This is a genomic window from Modestobacter sp. URMC 112 (assembly GCF_053502575.1).
Map to the genome: position 1 here is coordinate 3,792,053 of NZ_CP199957.1, position 23,957 is coordinate 3,816,009.

Sequence of the window (23,957 nt, forward strand, 5' to 3'; positions counted from 1 at the left end):
CCCGCTGCCCCCCGCTGCTCGCCAGCTCGCAGCGGGGCCCTGCAGCGGGGCCATGACCGCCTGGAGGTAACGCGGTCCTGTTCATTGCGTCTTTCTTGCGGATCGCTGGTGGGGAGCCTGCGGTTGGGTCCGCAGAGTCGTCGTTGTCGCCGGGAGCACCCGCCGACGAGGACGACACCCTGGAGACGGACATGAACGCCACCCGCAACCGCACCGCCCGCAAGGTCATCGGCTCCCTGGGCATCATCGGCGCCGCTGCCGCCGTCGCCGGCCTGGGCACCTTCGGCACGTTCACCGACAGCACCGCCCCGCTCAACGCCTCGGTCGCCACCGGCACCCTGTCGATCAACCTGACCCCGGCCAACGACACCGGCTCCCTGGCGCTGACCGCCGCCGGCTTCATCCCCGGCGACTCCATCAGCCGCTCGGTCAACCTGGTCAACGACGGCACCGCCGCGTTCAGCTCGCTGTCCCTCACCGGCGCCTCCACCGGCCCGGCGAACCTGCTGACCACCGACCCGACCAACGGCCTCAAGCTCAGCGTCTCCTCCTGCTCGGTCCCCTGGACCAAGACCACCGCCGCCAACGGCGCCGCCCAGTACGCCTGCTCGGGCACCACCAAGGCCCTGGTCAGCAACGCCCCCGCCGTCGGCAGCAGCACCCTGCCCGGCCCGGCCAGCCTCACCGCCAACACCATCGACCACCTCGTGGTCACCCTCGCCCTCCCCGCCAACGCCGGCAACGAGTTCCAGGGCCTGTCCAGCGCCGTCGCGCTGACCTTCAGCGGCACCCAGGCCAACGGCACCGCCCGCTGACCCCCGCGGTCCCCGCCCACCCGCCGACGAACCGAGGACCCGCCATGACCACCACCGCGCTGGCACCCACCGCCCCCGGGACCGAGGGCACCGCCCTCCCCCGGCCCGACCAGGCCGCTCCCCCGGCTCCCGCGGCCGGGCTCCCCGCCCAGCTCCTGCGCTGGACGGTCCGCCTGGTGATGCTCGTGGCCGTCCTCGCCTTCGCCGGCCTGGCCGTCGGACCCCACGTGCTGGGCTACCGCACCATGACCATGCTCACCGGCAGCATGTCCCCCGACATCGACCCCGGTGACGTCATCGTCGTCACCCCGCTGCCCATCTCCCAGGTCCAGGCCGGGATGGTGATCAGCTACCACATCCCCATCGACGACCACCGCCTGGTCACCCACCGCGTGCTGGCCGTCGAGACCAGCCCCGACGGCGCCGTCACCGTCCAGACCAAGGGCGACGCCAACGACGCACCCGACCCCTGGCGCGCCACCCTCCAGGGCTCCACCGCCTGGCAGGTCTCCGCCGTCATCCCCGAACTCGGCCACGCCATCGAGTTCCTCCGCACCCCCGCCCTCAGCCACACCCTCGTCTACGGAGCCCCCGCCCTCCTCGCCGGCTGGCTCCTCCTCTCCCTCTGGGCCCCCACCGGCACCGACGACCTCGACGGAGGACAGCAGGCATGACCGCGCCCGTCCGCGCCCCGTCCCTGGAGGTGATCCCGTGCTGACCGCTCTCGTCGTCGCCGCCGACGGCACCACCCGCGCACAGCTGGCCGGCCTGCTGGAGCTCGCCGGCTGGCACGTGGACGAGGCCACCTCCGCCGCGCAGGCCCTCGCCCTGGACGCCTCGGTCACCCCCGACCTGGTCGTCACCGACGCCGTCCTGCCCGACGCCGGCGCCCCGCGGCTGCTGTCCCGGCTGCGCCGGGCCGGCAGCACCGCCCACCTCCTGGTGGTCGCCGCCGGGCCCACCGACCAGCTGCGCGCCCGCTGCACCGCAGCCGGCGCCCTCGCCTGCCTGACCGCCCCGGTCGACGCCGGCCTGCTGCTGGACCTGCTCGAGCGGCGGACGGCGCTCCGCCCCGACGGACCGGTGCCGCCGGCGGACGGCGACCACCTGGACGCCGACCTGGGTGCCCACCCGCACGACGAGGACCTCGGGGGCGACCTCGGGGGCGACCTCGACGACGATCTCGACGGCGAGCTGCTCGACCGGCTCCAGGAGCTGTACGCCGACGCGCTGCCCGGCCGGCTCTCCGCCATCACCGGCAGCGCCCGGCGGGGGGACCCGCGGGCGGTCGCCGCCGCGGCGCAGACGCTGGCCGGCACCAGCGGTCAGCTGGGGCACCCCGAGGTGGCCGGCATCTGCCGGGCCATCGCCGCCGACGCACGGCGCGGGGTCCTCGCCCATCACCTGGTCGCCGACCTCGCCACCCTGGCGCTGGCCGGGGCGTCCCCCTCTGCGCCGCTCCCCGCCGGAGCACACCCGTCCGGCCTGCGCCTGGTCCTGCCGGCCGACCACTGAAGGACCCGCTCCTCCCCGACCCTCGCAAGCTCGGGCCGGGCCCCTGGAGCGGGCCAGGACGATGCCTCTCGTTCATTGCGTCTTTCTTGCGGATCGCTGGTGGGGAGCCTGCGGTTGGGCCTGCAGAGTCGTCGTTGTCGCCGGGAGCACCCGCCGACGAGGACGACACCCCGGAGACGGACATGCTCGTGGCCGCCCTCTTTCCCTGGGCCCCCACCCGCACTGACGACCTCGACGGAGGACCGCAGGCATGACCGGCATCCGACGCACCCTGCTCCTGGCCGCCCTCACCGTGGCCGTGTCCCTCGGTGCCCCGGCCGCCGCCCAGGCCGCGTTCAGCGACAGCATCACCACCCCGCCGGCGACCATCTCCACCGCCACCGTGGTCGCCCCCGGCTCGGTGACCGCCCAGACCGTGGGCTGCGACAACTCCCGCAGCCAGACCGTCCGGATGTCCTGGACGCCCAGCACCTCCACCCGGGTCGCCGCCTACCGCGTCATCGCCTACCGCGCCAACGGCATGGTGGCCGCCAGCAGCACCTTCGTCGCGACCACCACGACCGCCACGGTCACCTACGACAAGCTCGGCGGCACGCTGGTCTACGCCGTCGCGACGCTCACCGACTACGGGTGGACCAAGGAGTCCCCCCGGATGCAGGCCCTCCCGTGCTGACCGCCCTCGCCGCCGACGAGCGCACCGCCGCCCGCTCCCGCTCTTCGCGGGAAGCCCCTGCAGCGGGGCCTGCAACGCCCAGTGCCCGCTCCGGATCCGGAGCGGGCACTGGGCGTTGGGTGCGATGGAGGGTCAGGCGACCAGTCGGTAGCCGACCCCGCGGACGGTGCGGATCTCCGGCGACGAGAGGCCCGCTGCGGTGAGCTTGCGGCGCAGGTTGGACATGTGCGCCTCGACCAGCCGGAGGTTGCCCTCCCAGTCGGTCTGCCAGACCTCGCGGAGCAGCGTCTCCCGCTGCAGCACCCGCCCGGGCCGGGAGAACAGGGCGGAGAGCAGGTCGAACTCGGTCCGGGTCAGGTCCACCGACGCGCCGTCGACCCGTACCTCGCGGGTGTCCGGGTCGACCTCGAGCTCGGCGAGCCGGCGCGCCGACTCCTCCGCCGACGCCGGGACGGCGGGTGCCGCGGGGGTCCGCGGGCGGCGCAGCATGGTCTGGACCCGGGCCACGAGCTCCCGCGGCGAGAAGGGCTTGGCCATGTAGCCGTCCGCGCCGACGGCCAGCCCGATGAGCAGGTCGACCTCCTCGGCCCGGGCGGTGAGCATCAGCACGTAGCAGTCGGTCTCGGCGCGCAGCTGGCGGCACACCTCGGTGCCGTCGGCGTCGGGCAGGCCGAGGTCGAGGACGACGACGTCCGGGGCCTCCCGGCGGACCTCCGCCAGGCAGTCGGCCCCGGAGGCGACCGCCCGGACCTCCATCCCGGCGCGGCGCAGCACCGTGACGACCAGCTCGCGGATCTCGTCGGTGTCCTCGACCACGAGCACGGACTGACCCGACACGACCCCTCCTCCGGACGACGTCCGGCGCCTGATGGCGCCTGGAGGGGTTGTCGTCACCCGGGAGGCTGAACTCCACCGCGGTCGGCAGCGGGGCACCCGTTCGGGTGGCCCCGCTGCAGGGGCCCGCGCCGGGCCTGCGAGGCGTGGGGGAAAAGGGGGTCCTTCCTCAGACGAAGGCGCTCAGGCCGGTGATCGACCGGCCGACGATGAGGGTGTTCATCTGCCGGGTCCCCTCGTAGGAGTACAGCGCCTCAGCGTCGTTGAAGAAGCGGACGGCGTCGTTCTCGAGCACGATCCCGTTGCCGCCGAACAGCTCGCGGGCCCAGGCCACGGTCTCCCGGCCGCGGGTGGTCACGTAGCTCTTGGTCAGCGACGCCTGGTCGTCCCGCAGCGCGTCCTCCTCCTGCAGCTGGGACAACCGGACGGTCATGCCCATGCTGGCGGTGACGTTGCCCAGCATCTGGGCGAGCAGCTCCTGGACCAGCTGGAAGCCACCGATCGGCTTGCCGAACTGCTGCCGCTCCTTGGCGTAGGCGAGCGCGACCTCGTAGGCGCCGAGCTGGCAGCCGACCCCACCCCAGGCGACGCCGCCGCGGGTCACCTTGAGCACCTTGTTGACGTCCTTGAAGGAGTTGCCGCCCTCGAGCTTGTTCTCCGCCGGGATCCGGCAGTCGGTGAAGGTCAGGTCGGCGTTCTGCACCGTCCGCAGCGCGAACTTGTCCTCGATCTTGGTGGCGGTGAAGCCGGGGGTGTCCTTCTCCACGAGGAAGGTCTTGACCTGGTCGTCCTCGACGTCGCGGGCGAAGACCACGATGACGTCGGCGAACGTCCCGTTGCCGATCCACCGCTTGGCGCCGTTGAGCACCCACCCGTCGCCGTCCCGGCGGGCGGTGGTGCGCATGCCCCGGGCGACGTCCGACCCGCCCTCGGGCTCGGTGAGCCCGAACGCGCCGATCGTCTCCAGCCGGAACATCGACGGCAGCCACCGCTGCCGCTGCTCCTCCGACCCGAGCACGTAGATGGAGCCCATCGCCAGCCCGCTGTGCACGCCGACGAACGTGGACATCGACGGGTCGACCCGGGCCAGCTCCATGGCCTGGAAGCCGGTGAACAGCCGGGAGGCCCGGGGGCGGCCGTCCCAGTCGTAGGGGCGGCCGACGATGTCGGCCTCGGCGAAGCGCGGGATCAGGTCCATCGGGAACTCGGCCGCCGCCCAGGCGGCGTTGACCCGGGGCTTGACCTCGCTGGCCAGGAACTCCCGCAGGGCCAGCAGGTCCTTCTGCTCGTCCTCCGGCAGGAGGGACTGGTACCCGAAGAAGTCGGCGGGGAGCATCAGGTCGGAGGTCATGGCGGCGTTGCCTCTCTCGTCGTCGACTCGCCGGCCCGCGCACGTCCGCGGACCGGCATCGACGCCGATGCTCCGCCTCATCCACCGGGTCAGCCACCGCGGCCCCGATGGTCCAGGTCACAGCCGCCCTTTCCGCGTCATCCGTCGCCGTGCACCAGTTCGACGGCGATCGACGGCCGCGGCGGGGTGTCCGCGCCCTGCACGGACCGCACCCCGAGTCCGAACGGCGCGGCCAGCGCCCCGACCCGGTCGGCGGCCTCCGCGGCGTCGCGGGGCTGCAGCGGCTGGGTGACCAGGAGCAGCCGCCCGGCCGGGGCCAGGACCCGCCGCACGGTGGCGTACTCGTGCGCCAGCGGGCGCCAGAAGGCGCCGACGTGGACGGCGACCACCAGGTCGAACGCGCCCGCGTCGAGGTCGAGGTCCAGCAGCGCGGCGGTCCGCAGCCGCACCCGCCCGGCCGCGACCGCCTCGCGGTTGCGGGCGGATGCCGCGGCGGTCATGGTCGGCGACCGGTCGAGCCCGACCACCAGCCCCTCGGTCACCCGGTCGGCCAGCAGCCCGAGCAGGACGCCGTGACCGCAGCCCACCTCGAGCACCCGGTCCCCGGGCCGAGGCGCGGCGACCTCGGCCGCCCACCGCAGCCGCGCCGACGCCGAGGCCATGTGTCCGTCCGCTAGTTGAGCGGGCGGGTGTCCTCCGGCAGGGTGCCGCCGGCGACGAGGGCAGCCGTGGCGTCCTGCAGGGCGGTCAGCGCCACCCGCTGGGTGAACGGCCCGGTGGACACCCGGGCGACGCCGAGGCCGGCCAGTTCGCGGACCGGCAGCGACGCACCGGGGCGGAGGATCAGCGAGACCCGGTTGCGGCCCAGCGCCTCGACCAGCGCCTCGATCTCCTCGCGCGCCGTCACGCCGGGGACGAAGACCACCGGGGCGCCGGCCTCCAGGTAGGCCCGGCCACGGCGGACCGCGTCGTCCAGCGCGGCCGCGCGGTCGGTGCCGGGAGTCAGCAGGACGTCGGTGCGGGCGTTGAGCACGAAGTCGATCGCGGCGTCGCGGCCGGCCCGGACCACCGCCTCGACCGCGGCCACCGCCTCGTCCAGCGGCTGCCCCTGGTCCTCGAGGTTCCCGCCGACCGCGCCGGCCGCGATGGCCCGCCGCGCCGTCTCCCCCGGGTCGCCGTAGCCGGCCTCCATGTCCATCGTCACCGGCAGGTCCACGGCGTCGACGATCAGCTCCACCATGTCCAGGTGCAGGGCCAGCGGGATCTGCTCGCCGTCCTCGTACCCGAAGGTGGCCGCGATCGAGTGGCTGGCGGTGGCCAGTGCCCGCACGCCGGGAGTGCCGGCGACGACGCGGGCGGACACCACGTCCCAGACGTTGGCCAGGACGAGCACCTCCGGCGCGGTGTGCAGGTCGAGCAGGGTGCGGGCACGGGCGGCGAGGTCGGGCACCGGGTCAACCTAGCGACATGTCGACGTCGCGACACGTCCCCGTGTCGACGTCCACGACCGGACGGCGGCCCCGCGAGGGCGCCGGGACGGTACGCCGCCCGGCGGTGACGCGCCGACCGCCGTCCACGGTCGGGGAGGCGGTCCACCGCAGCGGGGTGGCCGCCCGGCGGAGCGGCGCGCGCCCGGCATGCTGTCCGACGCCCGGACCTGCCGCACCCCGTCCCCAGGAGGACCCGATCGCCGACGACCCGCTCCCGCTGCTGCTCGTCGCCGGCTCCCGGCTGGCCGCCCAGCCCGGGGTCCTCGCCGCCGAGCTCGACCCGCTGGTGCACCGGCTCGTGCGGCTGGACCCGGGGGTGGACACCGCAGGCCACGCCGGACGGGCACTGGCCGGTGCGCTGCCCCCGTTGTGGGAGTCGGGGTGGCAGCCCGCCGACGTGGTGCACGTGGTCCGCCGCCGGACCAGCCGCCGTGGGGCCCGGCTGGTCGCCGCGGTGGTGCGGGCCGACGCCGCGGCGAGCGGCGCCACCGAGCGCGCCCCCGCCGCCTGGGCCGCCCAGCTGGCCACCCAGCTGGCCGACGGGACCGGCGCGGCACCGGCCGACGACCCGGTCGGACGCTGGTGGCGCAGCGAGCGGGGCGACGCGGTGGACGGCTGGCGCGACGTGCTCCGCGTCCTCGGGGTGGTGCGGGAGCTGCCGCCGCTGGAGGTGCTGCTGCCGCCGCCGTCGTCCTGGTCGGCGGGCTTCCGGACCGTCCCGGCCGACGGCGAGGGGGCGGACGCGCGGACGCTGGCCCGCATCCGGGCGCTGCTGGCCAAGGCGGAGTCGACCGACTTCCCCGAGGAGGCCGAGGCGCTGTCGGCGAAGGCCCAGTCGCTGATGGCCCGGCACAGCATCGACGCCGCGGTGCTCGGGCAGCGGTCCGGTCCGGCGGGCACGTCGGTGCTCGCCCGGCGGGTCCACCTGGACGACCCGCACGTGGAGGCCAAGGCCGCCGTCGTGCAGGCGGTCGGGTCGGCGAACGGGGTGCGCGTGGTGCTGCACCCCGCGCTGGGCCTGGTCACCCTGGTCGGGGCCGCCGAGGACCTGGACCTGGTCGAGCTGCTGGCCACGTCGCTGCTGGTGCAGGCCGGCCGGGCGATGTCGGTGGCGGCCGGCACGGGAGGGGCGCGCGCCCGGTCCACCGCCTTCCGCCGGGGGTTCCTGTACGCGTTCGCCCAGCGGATCGGCGAGCGGCTGGAGGCCGCCCGGGCGCAGGCCACCGCGGAGGCGACGGCCGCCTACGGCTCGTCGCTGGCCCCCGCGCTGGCCGAGCGGGCCCGTGCCGTGGACACCGCGGTCGGCGAGCTGTTCCCGCACCTGCGGCGGCGCGGGAGCAGGGTCGTCGACCCGGCCGGATGGCACGCCGGCCGTCGCGCGGCCGACGACGCCGAGCTGGGCGCGGCCCGGCGGGCCCTGCCCACCGGCCCGTGAGGCGCGGCCCCCCGCAGGGGGTCCTTCGTCAGAGCAGGACGTCGAGGGCCGGGACGGCCCCCATCGCCACCGCCTGCAGCATCTGGTCGGCCGCGGTGGTCAGCCACCCGGCCACGAACAGCAGTCGCTCGGGCGAGTGGTCGTCCAGGGACGCCGTCACCGCCACGAGCCCCGCCTGTGCCACTGCCCTGCACGCCAAGGTCTCCATGACCGGCTCCTCTCGTCCCTGTCCACTTCGGCAGAGAAAAGGGAGAACTGGACCGTAGTTCTGCAAAAGGGAACACGAATTGATGAGGCGGAAACAATCGGTCCCCGCGACCGTCCCCGTTCCGCGCGACCCGCGGACGCCGGCTCAGCCCGGGACACCCGGCCCCGGCGCACGTTCCGCGGACGCCGGCGGCATCGTCTCGCCGCGGAAGAACGCGGGAGCGACGGCGTTCCAGACGACCATCAGCAGGACGCCGAGCAGCAGCGAGCCGGCCCCGACGGCGAACACCCCGCCCACCCCGAGGAAGACGGTCTCCCCGTACTCCGGGTCGGCGTACTCGATGCCGGCCAGCACCAGGACCAGCAGCATGGACAGCCCCCCGGCCAGCGGCAGCACCAACCGCATCAGCACGTCCCGCGCCGAGTGCAGGCTCCGCCGGAACTGCCAGGCGCAGGCGAACCCGGTGAGGCCGTAGTAGAAGGCGATCAGCAACCCGGTGGCCGCGATGGAGTCGGCCAGGACGTTCTCGCTGACCAGCGTCAACCCGACGTAGAAGGCGATCGACACGACGCCCATCCACACGGTGGACACCGTCGGGGTCAGGTACCGCGGGCTGATCCGGCCGAAGGACGCCGGCAGCGCGCGGTAGGCCGCCATCGACAGCGTCCCCCGCGCGGTCGGCAGGATGGTGGTCAGCGTCGAGGCGGCCGCCGAGGTCAGCACGGAGGCGATCAGCAGCGTCTGGAGCACCCGGCCGACCGCGTCCTCCCCGAACACCGCCGACCCCAGCGCGGCGAACACGTCCTCGGCGTTGTCCTCGTTGCCCAGCCCGGTGCCCTCCTCCCCCACCCCGGCGAAGGCCACGGTCGCCACCGTGACGACGGTGTAGACGGCGACCAGCAGCACCGTCGAGGTCACCACCGAGCGGCCGGGAACCGACGCCGGGTCCCGGGTCTCCTCGTTGACCGCCATCGCCGAGTCCCAGCCCCAGTAGATGAAGATCGCCAGCAGCATCGCCTCGGTGAGCGAGGCCAGGTCCGTCCCGGAGGGCCACAGCCAGGACAGGGACGGCGTCAGCGCACCGTCGGGCGCCGTCCCCGACCAGACCGCGGCGAGCGCGTAGCCGGCGAAGGCCACCAGCACCACGGACTCCACCGCCAGCAGCACCACCTGCAGCCGCGCGGACACCTGGATGCCCCGGTAGCAGACCCAGGTCATCACTGCGATCCAGCCGACCCCCGCGGCCGTCGTCCAGACCGTGTCCCCGGCCAACCCGTCCAGCCCCAGCAGCAGGAAGCCGTAGGAGCCGGCGACCTGGGCGAGGTTGGCCATCACGATGACGTCGGCGGCGATGATGCCCCAGCCGCCCATCCAGCCGGTCCGGGGACCGAAGGCCCGGGCCGCCCAGGTGAACGTCGTGCCGCAGTCGGGCTCCCGCCGGTTCAGCTCGGCGTAGGCCACCGCGATGAGCCACATCGGGACGAACGCCAGCAGCATGACCGCGGGCGCCTTCACCCCCACCGCGATGACGACGAACCCCAGGGTCGCGGCCAGCGCGTAGGCCGGCGCGGTGGAGGCGACGCCCAGGACGATCGAGGCGCCGAGCCCGAGGGCGCCGCGCCGGAGCCCCTTGTCCAGCGCCACCCCGTCGCCCGCGGGCGGCTGCGTCGTCCCCGCCGCCGGGGGATGGGTGCTCATGCGGCCGTCGTCCTCGGGATCACCCAAGGGTTATCGCACAGTCCGGACCCACGCCGCCGCCCGGGCGGCCCGGACGGACCGGCGTCGACCGCACACGGATGCGACACGCCGGACGTGATCTGCGTCGTGGGCCTTGCACCGGAGGATCGTGCGTGACATAACTCGGAGGTCACGTTCAACCGCGAGCGGTCGACGACGACCGGTCCCCGCAGGGATCTGGACAGGTGGACCGTGCAACACATCCCCGCCCCGGCCGGGACGACCTCGGCCGAGGCGAGCACGACCGACGCGACGCTCGTCCGGGCGCAGCTCGCCATCGACGCGGCCGGCATCGGGGCCTTCGACTGGGAGCTCGGCGGCCCCCTGCGCTGGGACCAGCGGCTGATCGAGATGTTCGGCTACGACGCCGACAGCTTCGACAACACCATCGAGAGCTTCAACGCCCGCGTGCACCCCGACGACCTGCCCCGGGTCACCGAGGCGCTGCAGGGGGCCGTCGACCGCTGCGCGGAGTACGAGGCCGAGTACCGGGTCACGCTCCCCGGCGGCGACGTCCGCTGGATCGTCGCGCGCGGCCGCGCGCTGGCCGGTCCCGACGGTGCCGCCGACCGGGTGATCGGCGTGGCCTACGACGTCACCGTCGAGCGCGGGAGCGAGGCACGGGTCACCCGGGTGCTGGAGGCCATGCCGGCCGGCTTCTACTCACTGGACCGGGAGTGGCGGTTCACCCACGTCAACGCCACCGCCGAGCGGCTGCTGGGGCACAGCCGGGACGAGCTGCTGGGCTCGGTGATCTGGGACGCCTTCCCGGCCGCGGTGAACAGCGCCTTCGAGGAGAGCTACCGCAAGGCCGTGGCGACCGGGTCCCCGGTGTCCTTCGACGCCTACTACCCGGCGCCGCTGGACGGCTGGTACGAGCTGCGGGCCTGGCCGACGCACGAGGGCCTGTCGGTGTACTTCCTGGAGGTCACCGACCGCCGCCGGGCGCAGGAGCAGGCCGAACGGTCGGCGCGGCGGCTGGCGGTGCTGGCCTCGGTCAGCGCCGAGCTCGCCGGCAGCATGGACGCCGGCGCGGCCAGCACCCGGGTGGCCCGGCTGCTGGTCCCCGCGCTCGCCGACTGGTGTCTGGTGACCGTGTTCGACCGGACCGGCCGCCCCGCCGAGGTGGGGTCCTGGCACGCCGACCCCGAGACGCACGTGCTCGTGGAGCGGTACGCCCGGCTCCGGCGCGATGCGCTGCCCGGCGGCTGGGCGATGTCCGCGACCGACCGCGTGCACGTCTCCGGCCGGGACGTCCTGGCCCCACTGGAGCCCGGTGAGGCGCGCGACCTGCTGGCGCGGTTGGCGCCGGACTCCGTGCTGGCCCTCCCGATGCGCGGCCGGGGCCGCACCCTGGGGCTGCTGACCCTGGCCTTCGAGGGCGGGCGCGCCCCCTCCGAGGAGGACGTCGCCACCGCGCAGGACGTCGCCGACCGGGCCGGGCTGGCGCTGGACAACGCCCGCCTCTACGACCAGCAGCAGCAGCTGGCCGAGGGGCTGCAGCGCAGCATGCTCACCGAGCCGCCCGAGCCCGACCACGCCGAGATCGTCGTCCGGTACGTGCCGGCCGTCGAGGCCGCGCGGGTGGGCGGCGACTGGTACGACGCCTTCCTCCAGCCCGGCGGCGCGACGATGCTGGTGATCGGTGACGTCGCCGGCCACGACACGGCCGCGGCCGCCGCGATGGGCCAGCTGCGCAGCGTGCTGCGCGGGATCGCCACCTACAGCAACGCCGGTCCCGGCGAGGTGCTGCGCGGACTGGACGCCGCCATGGAAGTGCTCCAGCTGCGCACCCTGGCCACGGCCACCATCGCCCGGTTCGAGCAGGACGACGCCGAGCGCGCCCGCGGCGTCACCCGGATGGTCTGGTCCAACGCCGGCCACCTCCCCCCACTGGCGGTCGAGCCCGACGGCGGCGTCGTCGTCCTCGGCGACTGGAAGGCCGACCTGCTGCTGGGCGTCGACCCGACCTTCGACCGCGCGGAGTCGACGGTGACCCTGGAGCGGGGGACGACGGTCGTGCTCTACACCGACGGTCTGATCGAGCGCCGGGACGCCGACCTCGACGCCGGGCTGGACCGGCTGCGGACCCACCTCGCCGAGCTCGCCGAGCGGCCGCTGCAGGAGCTGTGCGACGAGCTGCTCGAGCGGCTGGTCGACGGCCGGCCGGACGACGACGTGGCCCTGGTGGCGGTCCGGCTGCACCCCCAGGACCGTCCCCGCCCGGCGGAGGCCGGACCGAACATCGTCCCCGCGAGCGTCCCCGCCGACGCCTGACCCCGCCGGGTCGCGGCCGGTCGCCGGTCCGTGCCACAGTGATCTTGTGACCCCGGCCGAGGCTCCCACCAGCATGGACGCGGTGGGCTCGCTGCTGCGGGAGATGCACCTGATGGCGCCCGAGCGGCTGGCCGGACGGGTCGCCGAGCACGCCCGGCAGCTGGGGCTGGGCGACATGGTGCTCTACCTCGCCGACTACGAGTCGCAGTTGCTGCTCCCACTGGGCGGGGAGGGCGTCCTGCCACGCTCGGAGCTCAGCGTGGACGGGTCGGTCGCGGGACGGTGCTTCCGGCGGGTGGAGCCGATCCGCAGCGGGTCGGCCGGCGCGGACCAGCGCCTGTGGCTCCCGCTGCTGGACGGCGTGGAACGCCTCGGGGTCGTCGAGTTCGTGGACGGCGGGTCGACCGACGAGCGGGAGGAGCTGGCGAAGGCCTACGTGTCGCTGGTCGCCGAGCTCGTCGCGGTGACCGACGGGTACACCGACCTGTTCGCCCGGGTGCGCCGGCGCCGGCCGCTGAGCCTGGCGGCGGAGATCCAGTGGGAACTGCTGCCACCGACGACCTTCGCCACCGACCGGGTGGTCGTCTCAGGCGCGCTGGAGCCCGCGTACGAGATCGGCGGGGACAGCTTCGACTACGCCGTCAACGGCCCGGTGGCCGAGCTGCTGGTCCTCGACGCGGTGGGGCACGGCCTGCCGGCGGCGCTGCTGGCGTCGGCCGCGATCGGCGCCTACCGGCACGCCCGCCGCAGCCTCCTCGACCTGCCCGACATCGCCGCGGAGATCGACGAGGTCATCGCCGGGCAGTTCACCGGCAGCCAGTTCGCCACCGCCGCCATCGCCCGGCTGGACCTGGACACCGGTCGGCTCCAGTGGGTCAACGCCGGCCACCCCGAGCCGCTGGTCGTGCGCGACGGGGCGCTGGTCCGGCTGCCGCCGTGCCGCCCGAGCCCGCCGCTGGGCCTGCAGCAGGGCAGGCCGGCGGTCTGCGAGACCACCCTGCACGCCGGCGACCGGGTGCTCTTCCACAGCGACGGCATCGTCGAGGCACGCTCCCCCGACGGCGAGTTCTTCGGGGAGGAGCGGCTGGCCGACTTCGTCATCCAGGCCGACTCCGAGGGCGACCGGTCGCCGGAGACGCTGCGCCGGCTGATGCGGCACGTGCTCGAGCACCAGGCCGGTCAGCTCCAGGACGACGCCAGCATCGTCGTCCTGGAGTGGCGGACCGGCACGCCGCAGTCCCTGGTCCCCTGAGGCCCGACGGCCCCGCGGACGGTCAGCGGCCCGGGCTCACCGGGACGGGCGGTCGAGGCGGAGGTCGAGGCGGAGGTCGCGGTCGCCGAGGGGGGCGAAGTAGGCGTCGACGTCGGCGTCGCTCACCTCCGCCAGCGTGGCCGGTTGCCACACCGGGTTGCGGTCCTTGTCGACGACCTGGGCGCGGATGCCCTCGGGGAAGTCGTGCCCGGCCAGGCACCGGGCGGCGATCCGCAGGTCGCGGGTCAACGCGGCGCCCAGGTCGGGGTCGTCGGCGGCCTCCCGGACCGAGCGCAGGGTGACCTTCAGCGAGGTGGGCGAGGACCGGCGGAGGACGGCGAGGGCGTCGGCCGCGGCGTCGCCGGGGCAGGACTCCAGCGCGGTCAGCACGTCCTCGACCGTGTCGTGGGCGTAGGCGTCGTCGATCCAGCCGCGCTCGGCGGCCAGCGGGCTGTCCGGCACGGGCACCGCGACCGCGGCGATCGCCGCGTCCACGTCGCCGCCCGCGAGCCCGGCGAGCAGCTGCTCGCGCCGGTCGCGGGGCACCAGGACGTCGGCCAGCCCCAGGTGGACGGCGTCGGCCGCGGTCAGCCGGGTCCCGGTGAGCGCGGCGTGCAGCCCCAGCCGGCCGGGCGCGCGGGCCAGCCGGAACGGCCCGCCGACGTCGGGCACGAACCCGATGCCCACCTCGGGCATGGCCACCGTGGAGCGCTCCTCCACGATCCGGTGCGAGGCGTGGGTGGCGATGCCGACCCCGCCGCCCATCACGATGCCGTCCATCAGGACCACCACCGGCTTGGCGTAGCCGGCGATGGTGGCGTCCAGCCGGTACTCGTCGGTCCAGTAGTCGACCGACGCGGTGCCCCCGGCCTTCGCGTCCTCGTAGATGGCCACGATGTCCCCGCCGGCGCACAGCCCGCGCTCCCCCGCGCCGTCGACCAGCACCAGCCCGACGGCGTCGTCGGCGGCCCAGCCGTCCAGCGCGGACTGCATCAGCCCGACCATCTCGTGCGACAGCGCGTTGATCGCCTTCGGCCGGTTCAGCGTCAGGTGGCCGATGCCGTCGTGCACCCGCACCAGGACCGACGCCTCCTCCGCGGCGCTTCCCGTGCCGCCGTCCTGTCCGCCGGTCACGCGGCCCGGCCGAGCAGGTCGCGGCTGATGATCAGCCGCATGATCTCGTTGGTGCCCTCCAGGATCTGGTGCACCCGGAGGTCGCGGACGATCTTCTCGATGCCGTACTCGGCCAGGTACCCGTACCCGCCGTGCAGCTGCAGCGCGTCGTTGGCGACCCGGAACCCGACGTCGGTGACGAACTTCTTGGCCATCGCGCACAGCCGAACCCTGTCCGGGGCGCCCTCGTCCAGCGCGGCCGCGGCCCGCCACAGGAAGGTCCGCGCCGCCTCCAGGTCGGTGGCCATGTCCGCCACCTGGAACTGCAGCGCCTGGAACCGGCCGATCGGGCCGCCGAAGGCGTGCCGCTCCCCCAGGTGCCCGATCGCCGCGGCCAGCGCCGCCGAGGCGCCGCCCAGCGAGCTGGCCGCGATGTTCAGCCGGCCCCCGTTGAGGCCGGACATGGCGATCCGGAACCCCTCGCCCTCCTCGCCCAGCCGGTCAGCGGCCGGCACCCGGACGTCCTCGAACACGACCTGGCGGGTGGGCTGGGTGTTCCAGCCCATCTTCACCTCGTCCGGGCCGAAGGACAGCCCGGGGCTGTCCTTGTCGACCAGGAACGCCGAGATGCCGCGCGACCCGGTGTCGGCCGTGCGGGCCATCACCACGTAGGTCTGCGACGTGCCGGCTCCGGAGATGAACTGCTTGACCCCGTTGAGCAGGTAGTCCGCGCCCGCCCCGGCGTCGGTCCGGGTCGCCCGGGTGGCCAGCGCGGCGGCGTCGGAGCCGGCGTCGGGTTCGGTGAGGCAGTAGCTGCCGAAGTGCTCCATGGTCAGCAGCGGCGCCAGCACCCGCGCCCGCTGGTCGTCGTTCCCGAAGGTGTCGACCATCCAGGCGACCATGTTGTGGATCGACAGGTAGCTGGCCGTCGACGGGCAGCCCGCGGCCAGCGCCTCGATGACCAGCACGGCGTCCAGCCGGGACAGCCCCGACCCACCCGAGGACTCCGGGACGTAGATCCCGCCCATCCCCAGCTCCGCGGCCTTGCGCAGCACGTCGGCAGGGAAGTGGTGCGCCCGGTCCCACTCCCGGGCGAAGGGGGCGATGTTGTCCGCGGTGAACTCGGTGACCATCGCAACCAGATCGCGCTGATCGCCGGTGAGGGTGAACACGGCGCTCAGCCGAGGCGCTCGATGACGGTGACGTTGGCCTGGCCGCCGCCCTCGCACATGGTCTGCAGCCCGTAGCGGCCCCCGGTGCGCTCCAGCTCGTGCAGCATCGAGGTCATCAGCCGGGCGCCGGTCGCGCCGATCGGGTGGCCGAGCGCGATCGCCCCGCCGTTGGGGTTGACCCGGGCCGGGTCCGCGCCGGTCTCGGCGAGCCAGGCCAGGACCACGCTGGCGAAGGCCTCGTTGATCTCCACGACGTCCATGTCGTCGATCGACAGACCGGTCCGCTGGAGCGCGCGGGCGGTGGCCGGGATGGGCGCGGTGAGCATCAGCACCGGGTCGTCCCCGAGCACCGTCAGGTGGTGGATGCGGGCGCGCGGGGTCAGGCCGTGGTCCCGGACGGCCTGCTCGGAGGCGATCAGCAGGGCCGCGGACGCGTCGGAGATCTGGCTGGACACCGCCGCGGTCAGCCGGCCGCCGGGGGCCAGCGTCCTGAGCGAGGCCATCTTCTCCAGCGTGGTGTCCGCCCGCGGGCCCTCGTCGGCGGTGACCCCGGCGACGGGGACGATCTCCCGGTCGAAGTGGCCGGCCTGCTGGGCGGCGACCGCCCGCTGGTGGCTGCGCAGCGCGTACTCCTCCATCGCCTCGCGGGTCAGCCCCCACTTGTCGGCGATCAGCTCCGCGCCGCGGAACTGGGAGATCTCCTCGTCGCCGTACCGGGCGGTCCAGCCCTTCGAGCCGCGGTAGGGGTCGGTGTGCCCGTAGGGCTCGCCGGCGGTGAAGGCCGACAGCAGGGGGTAGGTGCTCATGCTCTGCACGCCGCCGGCCACCACGACGTCCTGCGTCCCGCTGAGCACGCCCTGCGCCGCGAAGTGCACGGCCTGCTGGGAGGACCCGCACTGCCGGTCCAGGGTCACGCCCGGCACGGTCTCCGGCAGGCCGGCGGCCAGGGCGCTGAGCCGGGCGATGTCCCCGGCCTGCGCGCCGATGTTGTCCAGGCAGCCGTAGACGACGTCGTCGATGGCGGCGGGGTCGATGCCGGTCCGGTCCACCAGGGACCGCAGGACGTGCGCGCCCAGGTCGACCGGGTGCTCTGCGGCCAGACCTCCCCGGCGGCGGCCGACGGGGGTGCGGACGGCGTCGACGATGTATGCCTCGGGCACGGGTTCCTCCGGGGGACGGACGACGCCCTGCCGGTCGGTGAGCCGGGCGTCCGGACTGCGGTGGTCGGTCCTGCCGAGTGTGACACGGCTCGCGGCGCCGTCCGGCCGGCACCGGCGCCCTCCGCCCACCGGGCGACCGGAGCGTGCGGCAGGCCACAATCGCGGCATGAGCCTGCCTGCCGCCACCGATGCCCTCGTCGCCGACACGACCGGGGAGGACGAGGTCCTCGAGGTCCGGTCGGTGCCCCTGGACGACCTGGGCCCCGGCGACGTCCTGGTCGAGGTGTCGTGGTCGAGCGTGAACTACAAGGACGCGCTGGCCTCCCGGAAGTCGGGCAAGGTCGCCCGGATCTCGCCGCTGGTCCTCGGCATCGACCTGGCCGGCGTCGTCGTCGAGCGCGGGTCCTCCGGCCTCGCCGCGGGGGACCGGGTCGTGGTGCACGGCTACGACCTCGGCGTCGCCCACCACGGCGGGTACAGCCGCTACGCCCGGGTGCCGGCCGAGTGGGTGGTGCCGCTGCCCGGGGAGCTCACCGAGCGGCAGGCGATGGCCCTGGGGACGGCGGGCTTCACGGCCGCACTGAGCGTGCTCGCGCTGGAGGAGCACGGGCTGCGGCCCGGCGCCGGGCCGGTGCTGGTCACCGGCGCGACCGGCGGCGTGGGGAGCGTGGCGGTGTCGATCCTCGCCGCGCGCGGCCACGAGGTCACCGCCACCACCGGCAAGGCCGAGGCGGCCGACTGGCTGACCTCCCTCGGCGCCGCGCAGGTGGTCGGCCGCGAGGTGGTGGGCGGCACGTCCCGGCCGATGGAGAAGGAGACCTGGGCCGGCGCGGTGGACTGCGTGGGCGGCGACACCCTCGGCCACGTGCTGGCCTCGCTGCGGTACGGCGCCGCGGTGGCGGCCTCGGGCAACACCGGCGGCACGTCGCTGCCCACGTCGGTGTTCCCGTTCATCCTGCGCGGGGTGTCCCTGCTGGGGATCGACTCGGTGCGCCTGCCGATCGAGCGCCGCCGCGAGGTGTGGGGGCGGCTGGCCACCGACCTGCGCCCGCCCACGCTGGACGACCTCGCCACCGACGAGGTGACCCTGGACGCCGTCCCGGCCGCCCTGACCCAGATCGGGGCCGGCGGGGCGCGCGGCCGGACGCTCGTCCGCCTGAGCTGACCCTGGTACGGCCGGGTCCGAGGGGCATTCGGAGCGTCACGACTCGCGGTGCTCAGGTCGTTGTGTGCCGGATTCGGCTGCGCCAGACTTCCGCGGCCGGGGCGCCGTAGCCCCTACCACAGAGACGGGGCCGTCATGCGACGAGCAGTCCTGACCACACTTGCCATCGGCGGGATGATCGTGGGGGCTGCCGGCCCCGCCTCCGCCGCTCCTCCGGAGCGCATGAAGAACTCGGGCACCTACACCTCGTTGTTCAGCTACACCGAGGACTGCCGGCAACAGGGCACGAGCCGCAGCACCTGCACCAACATCGGCCTGAACGCCTACGCGATCGAGGACGGCACCGTCTCCGTCTGCGTCGACACCGCCACGTACGTCCTCAGCCGTGAGCGGTTCAGCCTGCGCAGCGCCGAGTACGGCTGCACCGACGTGGCCGCATCCTCCTTGACCGTGACCGACACGTTCGTCGCGACGCTCGCTCCCACCACGGTGGTGCTCACCAGCGAGAGCGGGCGGGGCACGACCCGGACGGTCACGGTCTCGGCCGAGGACTCTCCGGTCGGCCCCGTCCAGACCAGCAGCGGTCGGGGCAGCTTCACCGACGGGACCTGCACCTTCCGGTACTCCTACACGGAGCGGTCCGCCCCGGTCCCCGGGACGATCACCATCGACGGCGTCACCTTCGAGGAGTCCGGGTTCGCCAGCACCGGCCAGAACACCGTCACCGAGCGCTGCAAGTGACCTCCGCCCCGCGATCACTGGTTCCGAGGACCAGTGATCGCGGGGTCGGTGCTCCTCCGTCTCCCCCCTCGCCAGATCTGTGCGGCCGGGTTCCGCGGTACTGACGACGGCGAGGTGCCGGTCGGCCTCGACGCGCGCACCACCCTGCACACGACCGGCAAGCAGCGGCCATCCCGACATCCACGTCGGAGAGGCCAGGCGGGCGGCTGTGCGACGTTGCGCCGCGTCGGACGCCGGACGCGTCAGGCGCGCGGCGTGGCGAGCAGGACGATGCGTCGGTCGCCCGTGCGGGTCGGGTCATGGCGTCGAGCGGTGCGGCGGTGACAGCGAGCAAGCCGGCGCGGGGGGCCCGCTGACGAGCGCGCGGGGCGCCCCGCTGCCGAGCGAGCTCGGGGGCGACTGCTGGGGGCGCCCGCCCATCCGCGTCCAGCACGCCGGGTGCAGTGCTGACTGCGTCCCGACCGTGTGCTGCTCTGCCTGCGGGCTGGGCGCCGGTGACCGGGTGGTGGTGCACGGCTACGACCTCGGCGTCGCCCACCACGGCTGGTACAGCCGGCAGGCCCGGGGAACGAGTCGGTGCGCTGCCGATCGAGCGCCGCCGGGAGGTCTGGGAGCGACTGGCCACCGACCTGCGCCCGCCCAGGCTGGACGACCTCGCCACCGACGAGGTGACCCTGGACGCCGTCCCGGCCACCCCGAGCCAGATCGAGGCCGGCGGGGCGTGGGCCGGACGCTGGTCCGGCTGAGCCGCGCAGGCCGTCGTCCGGCGGCGCTCAGGAGCGGGGCGCACAGCGAGTGCCGGCGCCCGTGGGCGGAGTAGATGACCAGCCCGATGGCCAGCCACACCACGAACCGGGCCCAGGTCTGCCACGGCAGCTGCGCGATGAGGAACAGCGAGGAGAGGACGCCGATCGCCGGCACCACCGGCATCAGCGGGAGCCGGGAGTCCGGGGCTCCTGGGGGCGGGTGTAGCGGAACAGGTTGACCGCCACGCACACCACGATGAACGCCGACAGGATGCCGGTGTCGGTCAGGTCGGCGACTTCGCGGATCGGGAAGACACCGGCCAGCGGCGCGGAGCCGATGCCGGCGATCCAGGTGACCCGCTGCGGGGTGACGTGCCGGTCGACCTCCGCGAACCACGGGCTTGTCCGCGTCGCCGTTGGCCACCAGCCCGGCGAAGGAGAAGACCCCGACACCGATGATGACGCCGACGCCGATGGCGGTGAGCTGCCACAGCCCGAGGCTCTCGGTCGGCGTGTCGGCGCCGCTCTCGGCCTCGATCTCCTCGATCCGGTCGACCGGGAGACGCCGCCGGATCGACCGTGACTGATGGGTCCGCACGTCGACTCCCCCGTTCGTGCCGCCGCCGGAGCGGACCGCGGGGCGAGCCGCTGGGACGGGGTGGGATCCGGGTCACCCGGACGGCTCGAACCTGGGCGTGCCGTCCCCTCCTGGGCAACCCGGCGACCCGGGCGGACGCGACCGCGGGGACGACGTCGCCGACGCCTACCGGTGCTGCGCCCTCCCGACGACGTCGAGCGCGTCCAGCACCGCTCTCCAGTAGGCGTCGACGTCGAGGTCGACGGCGACCCTCGTGTTGGCGTCCCGCCCCCAGCGGTGGAACAGGTCCACGGCCGTCGCGCCCCTGGTCCACTGCCCGGTCGTCTCCACCGCGACGAAGGCGTCGACACAGCGGACCGCCTCGGGCTGGACGAGCCGGAACACGGTGCACGGGTCGTGGACCGGAGGTGCCGCGAAGTCCCACACCCGGGTGTACGAGCCGCCGAAGAAGCCCATCCAGTCCGCTGCGATGCGCCCGACCTCGTGAGGCAGCGCACGCATGGCCTCCACCACCTCGGGCGTGGCCAGCGCCTGATGCGTCAGGTTGAGGCCCACCATGGTGAGCGGCAGACCCGAGCCGAGGACGACGTCGAGCGCCTCCGGGTCGCTGTAGGTGTTGAACTCGGCGTAGGGCGTGTGGTTCCCGCGCTCCGTGGAGCCGCCCATGAAGACGATCTCCCGGACGCCCGCGAGGACGTCGGGTCTGTCCTGGACCAGGCGCGCCACGTTGGTGATCGGTCCGGTGGCGACGAGGACGACGGGCTCGGCGGCTCCGGACACCAGGTCGGCCATGAGCTGCACCGCTCCCCGCTCGTCGACGTCGAAGCCGGGAGCGGGCAGTTCCGGGCCGTCCAGACCGCTGGCGCCGTGCACGTAGTAGCCCAGCTCCGCCGTCCCGGTCATCGGGCCACTGGCCCCTCTCGCGACCGGGATCTGCGTGGCCCCGGCCAGGGTCAGGACTTGCTGCGCGTTCCGGGTGGCGTCGTCGAGCGAGCAGTTGCCGAAGGTGGTGGTGACCCCCAGCAGGTCGATCGACGGTGAGCCCAACGCCAGCAGGATCGCGATGGCGTCGTCGTGGCCGGGGTCGCAGTCCAGGACCACCGGGACGGCTGCCGGAGTCGGGGATGCCATCGTCAGCCCGCCTCTCGCCGCAGGCGCTCGACCACGTCGACGATCGCCCTGGTGCGCTCCACCGAGACCGGCGCCCACCACACGCCGTCCTCCTTCATCGCGCTGCCGACGATGGCCCCGTCCGCGACGCGCATGAGCGCATCGGCGTTGGTCCGGTCCAGGCCGCTGCCGACGACGACCGGCCGGCTGGCGGCGCCGGAGATCTCCTGGACCTCTGCCTCCCGGGTCGGGTCGCCGGTCCGCCGGCCGGTGGCGATGAGGACGTCCGCGCCGAAGGCCTCGACGTCGTGCGTCTGCTGCGCGACGTCCCGGTCGGCGACGATCGCGTGGCTGCCGTGCTTGACGTGCACGTCGGCGAAGACGGCGACGTCGCGGGCGTGGATCCGGGCCCGGAACCGCAGCGCGGTCGCCGCGCTGCCCTCGACGAAGCCCTCGTTGGCGATGTACGCGTTGGCCCACTGGTTCGCCCGGACGAAGCGCGCACCGGCGGCCTTGGCGATCGCCAGGCTCTGCACCGTGGCGTTCGCCAGGCACAGCACCCCGACCGGCACGGACACGGCCTCGACCACCTCCCGGGTGACGACGGACATGGCCGCCACCGTCTCGGGGCCCACCAGCTCGGGCTTGAGGAACGGGATGTCCCCCTCGTTCTCGACGATCAGCCCGTCGATCCCGCCCTCGACGTAGCGCCGGGCGTCGCTGACCGCACGCTCGACGATCGCGCGCATGCTCTGCCCCTCGTACTGCGGCGCGCCGGGGAGGGGTTCCAGGTGCACGGTCCCGATCAGCGGCTTCGGCCGCGGGAAGAGGTCCCGCAGTGCGTCGGCCCGCTGCGGTGTCACCGGCGCCGGCCGGCTCATGCCACGCTCCTCAGTCGGCGCCTGAGCGCGGCACGGCGGGACAGGGCGAGGTCGGCGTCCAGTCGCCCGATCGCCGCCAGCGCTCCCCGGGTCTCGCAGACGAACGAGGCCGACACCGACCCGGTGACAGCGGCCTCGACGGGGTCGCCGGTGCGCACGAAGGTGGCCAGGAAGCCGCCGCAGAACGCGTCCCCGGCGCCGGTGGGGTCGACCAGGTCGATCGGCACCGCCGGGACGCGGACGACGGAGCCCGAGTCCAGCACGTCGACACCGTCCGCCCCCCGCTTGACCACGACCAGGGGGTCGGGACCGAGGCTGCGCAGTTCCGCGCCCAGGCGCCGGGGGTCGTCGTGCCCCCACAGGTCCGCCACCTCCTGCTCGCTGGGCAGGAAGACGTCGACCCCGTCCAGGGCCGAGCCGTCGGTGTAGGGGCCGGTGTCCACGAACGGCTCGACGAAGAGGTCGAGGGTCGTCACCGCGTCGCTGCCGCGCAGCTCCCGGAGTGCTCGCTGGTGGCCGGCGCTCGACTGGGGGGCGAGGTGCACGCCCCGGGCGCGGCGGACGCGGTCGGGCAGCGGCGGCCGGGCCGCATCGAGTTCCCGCATCGTCCCTCCGCAGTCCTTCTCCAGTTGCCGGCGCCGGCCGGTCGTCTCGTGCAGCAGCCACAGGCTGATGCTCCTGAGCCCGTCGGTCCGGCTCACCGCCGCGACGTCCACGCCCGCGGCGGCGATCCGCTCGAGCGACGACGCGGGGTAGTCCGCCCCCACCGCCGCGGCGACGCCCACCTCGGTGGACCAGAGCAGCGCTCCGGCGGCGCTGTACAGCGCGCCGCCGCCCGGCTGCTTCCAGTCGGTGCCGACGTCCTCGATCACCACGTCGTCCACGGTCAGCTCCCCGACGGTGGCGACGTCCAGGCCGGTCACCGCGGCGCCGCGAGTTCGACGTGGTACTCGTACCTGTCCCCGGCGAAGGTCATGACCGAGTACTCGACCGGCCGCCGGTCGGGGCCGAAGGCGGTGCGGCGGACCTCCAGCGTCGGGCTCCCGGTGCGGCACTCGAGGAGCCGGGCCTCCGACCTGCTGGCCAGTGCCGCCCGGATCGTCTCCACGCCGTTCTCCAGGCGGAGCCCGATCTCCTCGCCCTGCAGCACCTCGTACAGGGAGGAGCTGGTGAGTGCCTCGGCGGAGAAGAGGTGCAGCCGGCCCGTCAGCAGGTCGACCGGCAGCCAGGTCCGCGCGATGGCGATCGGCCGCTCGTCGGCGAGCAGGAGCCGCTCGATGCCCTGGCAGTCCCCCTTGGGCAGCCGCAGCGCGGACCGGACCTCCTCGTCCGGGGTCACGACGCTGCTGCGGAGCAGCCGGCGGTGCGGCCGGAACCCCTGCGCGCGCATGTTCTCTGTGAAGCTGTTCAGCAGCGTCTGGTGGGTGGGCCGCGGCCGGGCCACGAAGGACCCGAGGCCCTGCACCCGCTCGATCCGGCCGGCGGCGACCAGGCGGTTCAGCGCCGTCCGGATCGTCGCGCGGGAGACCAGGTACTGCTCCTCGATCTCGGCCTCGCTGGGCAGCCGGTCGCCCGGCTTCAGCCCCTCGTCGCGGATGCGCTCGAGCAGCGCGTCCTCGAGCTGGACGTAGAGGGGCAGCGGAGAGGCCCGGTCCACCACGGCAGTCATCTCCCCCCGGGACTC

The 23,957-nt window shown here is 74.5% G+C and carries 24 protein-coding genes and 1 pseudogene; 10 read left to right on the forward strand and 15 right to left on the reverse strand.

Translation table 11 applies throughout. The features are described 5' to 3' along the window. Positions 1 to 191 precede the first annotated feature (191 nt). From ACWIX6_RS17980 to ACWIX6_RS17995, 4 genes are all read left to right on the forward strand, one after another. A complete protein-coding gene (locus ACWIX6_RS17980; RefSeq protein ID WP_448613800.1) occupies positions 192 to 815 on the forward strand; it encodes a TasA family protein in 624 nt (207 codons plus the stop codon). A gap of 44 nt (positions 816 to 859) precedes the next feature. Beyond that, positions 860 to 1,489: a signal peptidase I gene (locus ACWIX6_RS17985; RefSeq protein WP_448613801.1), complete on the forward strand. Its 630-nt coding sequence runs from the start codon at positions 860 to 862 to the stop codon at positions 1,487 to 1,489. A 37-nt stretch (positions 1,490 to 1,526) separates the two neighbouring features. After that, entirely contained in the window at positions 1,527 to 2,330 is an 804-nt protein-coding gene (locus ACWIX6_RS17990; protein WP_448613802.1) for a response regulator, read from the forward strand. Positions 2,331 to 2,580: 250 nt separating this feature from the next. Further along, positions 2,581 to 3,003: a hypothetical protein gene (locus tag ACWIX6_RS17995; protein ID WP_448613803.1), complete on the forward strand. Its 423-nt coding sequence runs from the start codon at positions 2,581 to 2,583 to the stop codon at positions 3,001 to 3,003. Between the two features lie 132 nt (positions 3,004 to 3,135). On the opposite strand, the gene ACWIX6_RS18000 is transcribed toward ACWIX6_RS17995, so the two are convergent. The 4 genes from ACWIX6_RS18000 to ACWIX6_RS18015 all read right to left on the reverse strand — a co-directional run bounded on the left by ACWIX6_RS18000 (position 3,136) and on the right by ACWIX6_RS18015 (position 6,638). After that, a complete protein-coding gene (locus ACWIX6_RS18000) occupies positions 3,136 to 3,840 on the reverse strand; it encodes a response regulator transcription factor (protein ID WP_448613804.1) in 705 nt (234 codons plus the stop codon). Between the two features lie 166 nt (positions 3,841 to 4,006). Further along, positions 4,007 to 5,188, reverse strand: a complete 1,182-nt coding sequence (locus tag ACWIX6_RS18005) for an acyl-CoA dehydrogenase family protein (protein WP_448613805.1) — start codon at positions 5,186 to 5,188, stop codon at positions 4,007 to 4,009. 137 nt (positions 5,189 to 5,325) lie between these two features. After that, positions 5,326 to 5,850, reverse strand: coding sequence for an SAM-dependent methyltransferase (locus tag ACWIX6_RS18010; protein WP_448613806.1), 525 nt, complete (start codon positions 5,848 to 5,850; stop codon positions 5,326 to 5,328). 11 nt (positions 5,851 to 5,861) lie between these two features. After that, entirely contained in the window at positions 5,862 to 6,638 is a 777-nt protein-coding gene (locus ACWIX6_RS18015; protein WP_448613807.1) for an isocitrate lyase/PEP mutase family protein, read from the reverse strand. 104 nt (positions 6,639 to 6,742) lie between these two features. On the opposite strand from ACWIX6_RS18015, the gene ACWIX6_RS18020 reads away from it, so the two are divergent. Then, positions 6,743 to 8,113, forward strand: a complete 1,371-nt coding sequence (locus ACWIX6_RS18020; protein ID WP_448613808.1) for a DUF2786 domain-containing protein — start codon at positions 6,743 to 6,745, stop codon at positions 8,111 to 8,113. A 28-nt stretch (positions 8,114 to 8,141) separates the two neighbouring features. On the opposite strand, the gene ACWIX6_RS18025 is transcribed toward ACWIX6_RS18020, so the two are convergent. After that, positions 8,142 to 8,321 (reverse strand): hypothetical protein, encoded by a 180-nt coding sequence (locus tag ACWIX6_RS18025; protein ID WP_448613809.1) that lies wholly within the window; start codon positions 8,319 to 8,321, stop codon positions 8,142 to 8,144. 144 nt (positions 8,322 to 8,465) lie between these two features. Continuing rightward, entirely contained in the window at positions 8,466 to 10,019 is a 1,554-nt protein-coding gene (locus ACWIX6_RS18030) for an APC family permease (RefSeq protein ID WP_448613810.1), read from the reverse strand. A gap of 231 nt (positions 10,020 to 10,250) precedes the next feature. Between ACWIX6_RS18030 and ACWIX6_RS18035 the strand changes: the two genes are divergently transcribed. Beyond that, entirely contained in the window at positions 10,251 to 12,335 is a 2,085-nt protein-coding gene (locus ACWIX6_RS18035) for a SpoIIE family protein phosphatase (RefSeq protein WP_448613811.1), read from the forward strand. A 46-nt stretch (positions 12,336 to 12,381) separates the two neighbouring features. Further along, positions 12,382 to 13,587, forward strand: coding sequence for a PP2C family protein-serine/threonine phosphatase (locus ACWIX6_RS18040; protein WP_448613812.1), 1,206 nt, complete (start codon positions 12,382 to 12,384; stop codon positions 13,585 to 13,587). A gap of 36 nt (positions 13,588 to 13,623) precedes the next feature. Here ACWIX6_RS18040 and ACWIX6_RS18045 read toward each other — a convergent pair whose 3' ends face one another. Genes ACWIX6_RS18045 through ACWIX6_RS18055 form a run of 3 tightly spaced genes read right to left on the reverse strand, consistent with a single transcriptional unit; the run spans position 13,624 to position 17,032 of the window. Beyond that, on the reverse strand, positions 13,624 to 14,721 hold the full coding sequence (locus ACWIX6_RS18045; protein ID WP_448613813.1) for an enoyl-CoA hydratase/isomerase family protein: 1,098 nt from the start codon (positions 14,719 to 14,721) through the stop codon (positions 13,624 to 13,626). Next, positions 14,718 to 15,872, reverse strand: a complete 1,155-nt coding sequence (locus ACWIX6_RS18050) for an acyl-CoA dehydrogenase family protein (protein WP_448613814.1) — start codon at positions 15,870 to 15,872, stop codon at positions 14,718 to 14,720. Before ACWIX6_RS18050 ends, ACWIX6_RS18045 begins: the two co-directional genes overlap by 4 nt. Positions 15,873 to 15,877: 5 nt before the next feature. Beyond that, a complete protein-coding gene (locus tag ACWIX6_RS18055) occupies positions 15,878 to 17,032 on the reverse strand; it encodes an acetyl-CoA C-acetyltransferase (RefSeq protein WP_448613815.1) in 1,155 nt (384 codons plus the stop codon). Between the two features lie 166 nt (positions 17,033 to 17,198). On the opposite strand from ACWIX6_RS18055, the gene ACWIX6_RS18060 reads away from it, so the two are divergent. The 3 genes from ACWIX6_RS18060 (at position 17,199) to ACWIX6_RS18070 (ending at position 19,684) form a co-directional block, all read left to right on the forward strand. Then, on the forward strand, positions 17,199 to 18,197 hold the full coding sequence (locus ACWIX6_RS18060; protein ID WP_448613816.1) for an acrylyl-CoA reductase family protein: 999 nt from the start codon (positions 17,199 to 17,201) through the stop codon (positions 18,195 to 18,197). A gap of 135 nt (positions 18,198 to 18,332) precedes the next feature. Continuing rightward, on the forward strand, positions 18,333 to 18,938 hold the full coding sequence (locus ACWIX6_RS18065) for a hypothetical protein (protein WP_448613817.1): 606 nt from the start codon (positions 18,333 to 18,335) through the stop codon (positions 18,936 to 18,938). A gap of 494 nt (positions 18,939 to 19,432) precedes the next feature. Then, a complete protein-coding gene (locus ACWIX6_RS18070; RefSeq protein WP_448617026.1) occupies positions 19,433 to 19,684 on the forward strand; it encodes a hypothetical protein in 252 nt (83 codons plus the stop codon). Between the two features lie 106 nt (positions 19,685 to 19,790). On the opposite strand, the pseudogene ACWIX6_RS18075 reads toward ACWIX6_RS18070, so the two are convergent. The 6 genes and pseudogenes from ACWIX6_RS18075 to ACWIX6_RS18100 all read right to left on the reverse strand — a co-directional run. Then, positions 19,791 to 19,868: pseudogene (locus tag ACWIX6_RS18075) on the reverse strand (amino acid permease C-terminal domain-containing protein); the annotation flags it as partial. After that, complete coding sequence (locus ACWIX6_RS18080) at positions 19,868 to 20,137, reverse strand: hypothetical protein (protein WP_448613818.1); 270 nt, start codon at positions 20,135 to 20,137, stop codon at positions 19,868 to 19,870. The gene ACWIX6_RS18080 and the pseudogene ACWIX6_RS18075, both read right to left, overlap by 1 nt. Before the next feature lie 310 nt (positions 20,138 to 20,447). Beyond that, on the reverse strand, positions 20,448 to 21,413 hold the full coding sequence (locus ACWIX6_RS18085; protein ID WP_448613819.1) for a nucleoside hydrolase: 966 nt from the start codon (positions 21,411 to 21,413) through the stop codon (positions 20,448 to 20,450). Positions 21,414 to 21,415: 2 nt separating this feature from the next. Next, positions 21,416 to 22,273: a BtpA/SgcQ family protein gene (locus ACWIX6_RS18090; protein WP_448613820.1), complete on the reverse strand. Its 858-nt coding sequence runs from the start codon at positions 22,271 to 22,273 to the stop codon at positions 21,416 to 21,418. Then, the gene (locus tag ACWIX6_RS18095; protein ID WP_448613821.1) at positions 22,270 to 23,196 is read right to left on the reverse strand and encodes a carbohydrate kinase family protein; all 927 of its coding nucleotides are present in this window, start codon (positions 23,194 to 23,196) and stop codon (positions 22,270 to 22,272) included. Before ACWIX6_RS18095 ends, ACWIX6_RS18090 begins: the two co-directional genes overlap by 4 nt. Beyond that, positions 23,193 to 23,942: a GntR family transcriptional regulator gene (locus ACWIX6_RS18100; protein WP_448613822.1), complete on the reverse strand. Its 750-nt coding sequence runs from the start codon at positions 23,940 to 23,942 to the stop codon at positions 23,193 to 23,195. Before ACWIX6_RS18100 ends, ACWIX6_RS18095 begins: the two co-directional genes overlap by 4 nt. Positions 23,943 to 23,957 lie beyond the last annotated feature (15 nt).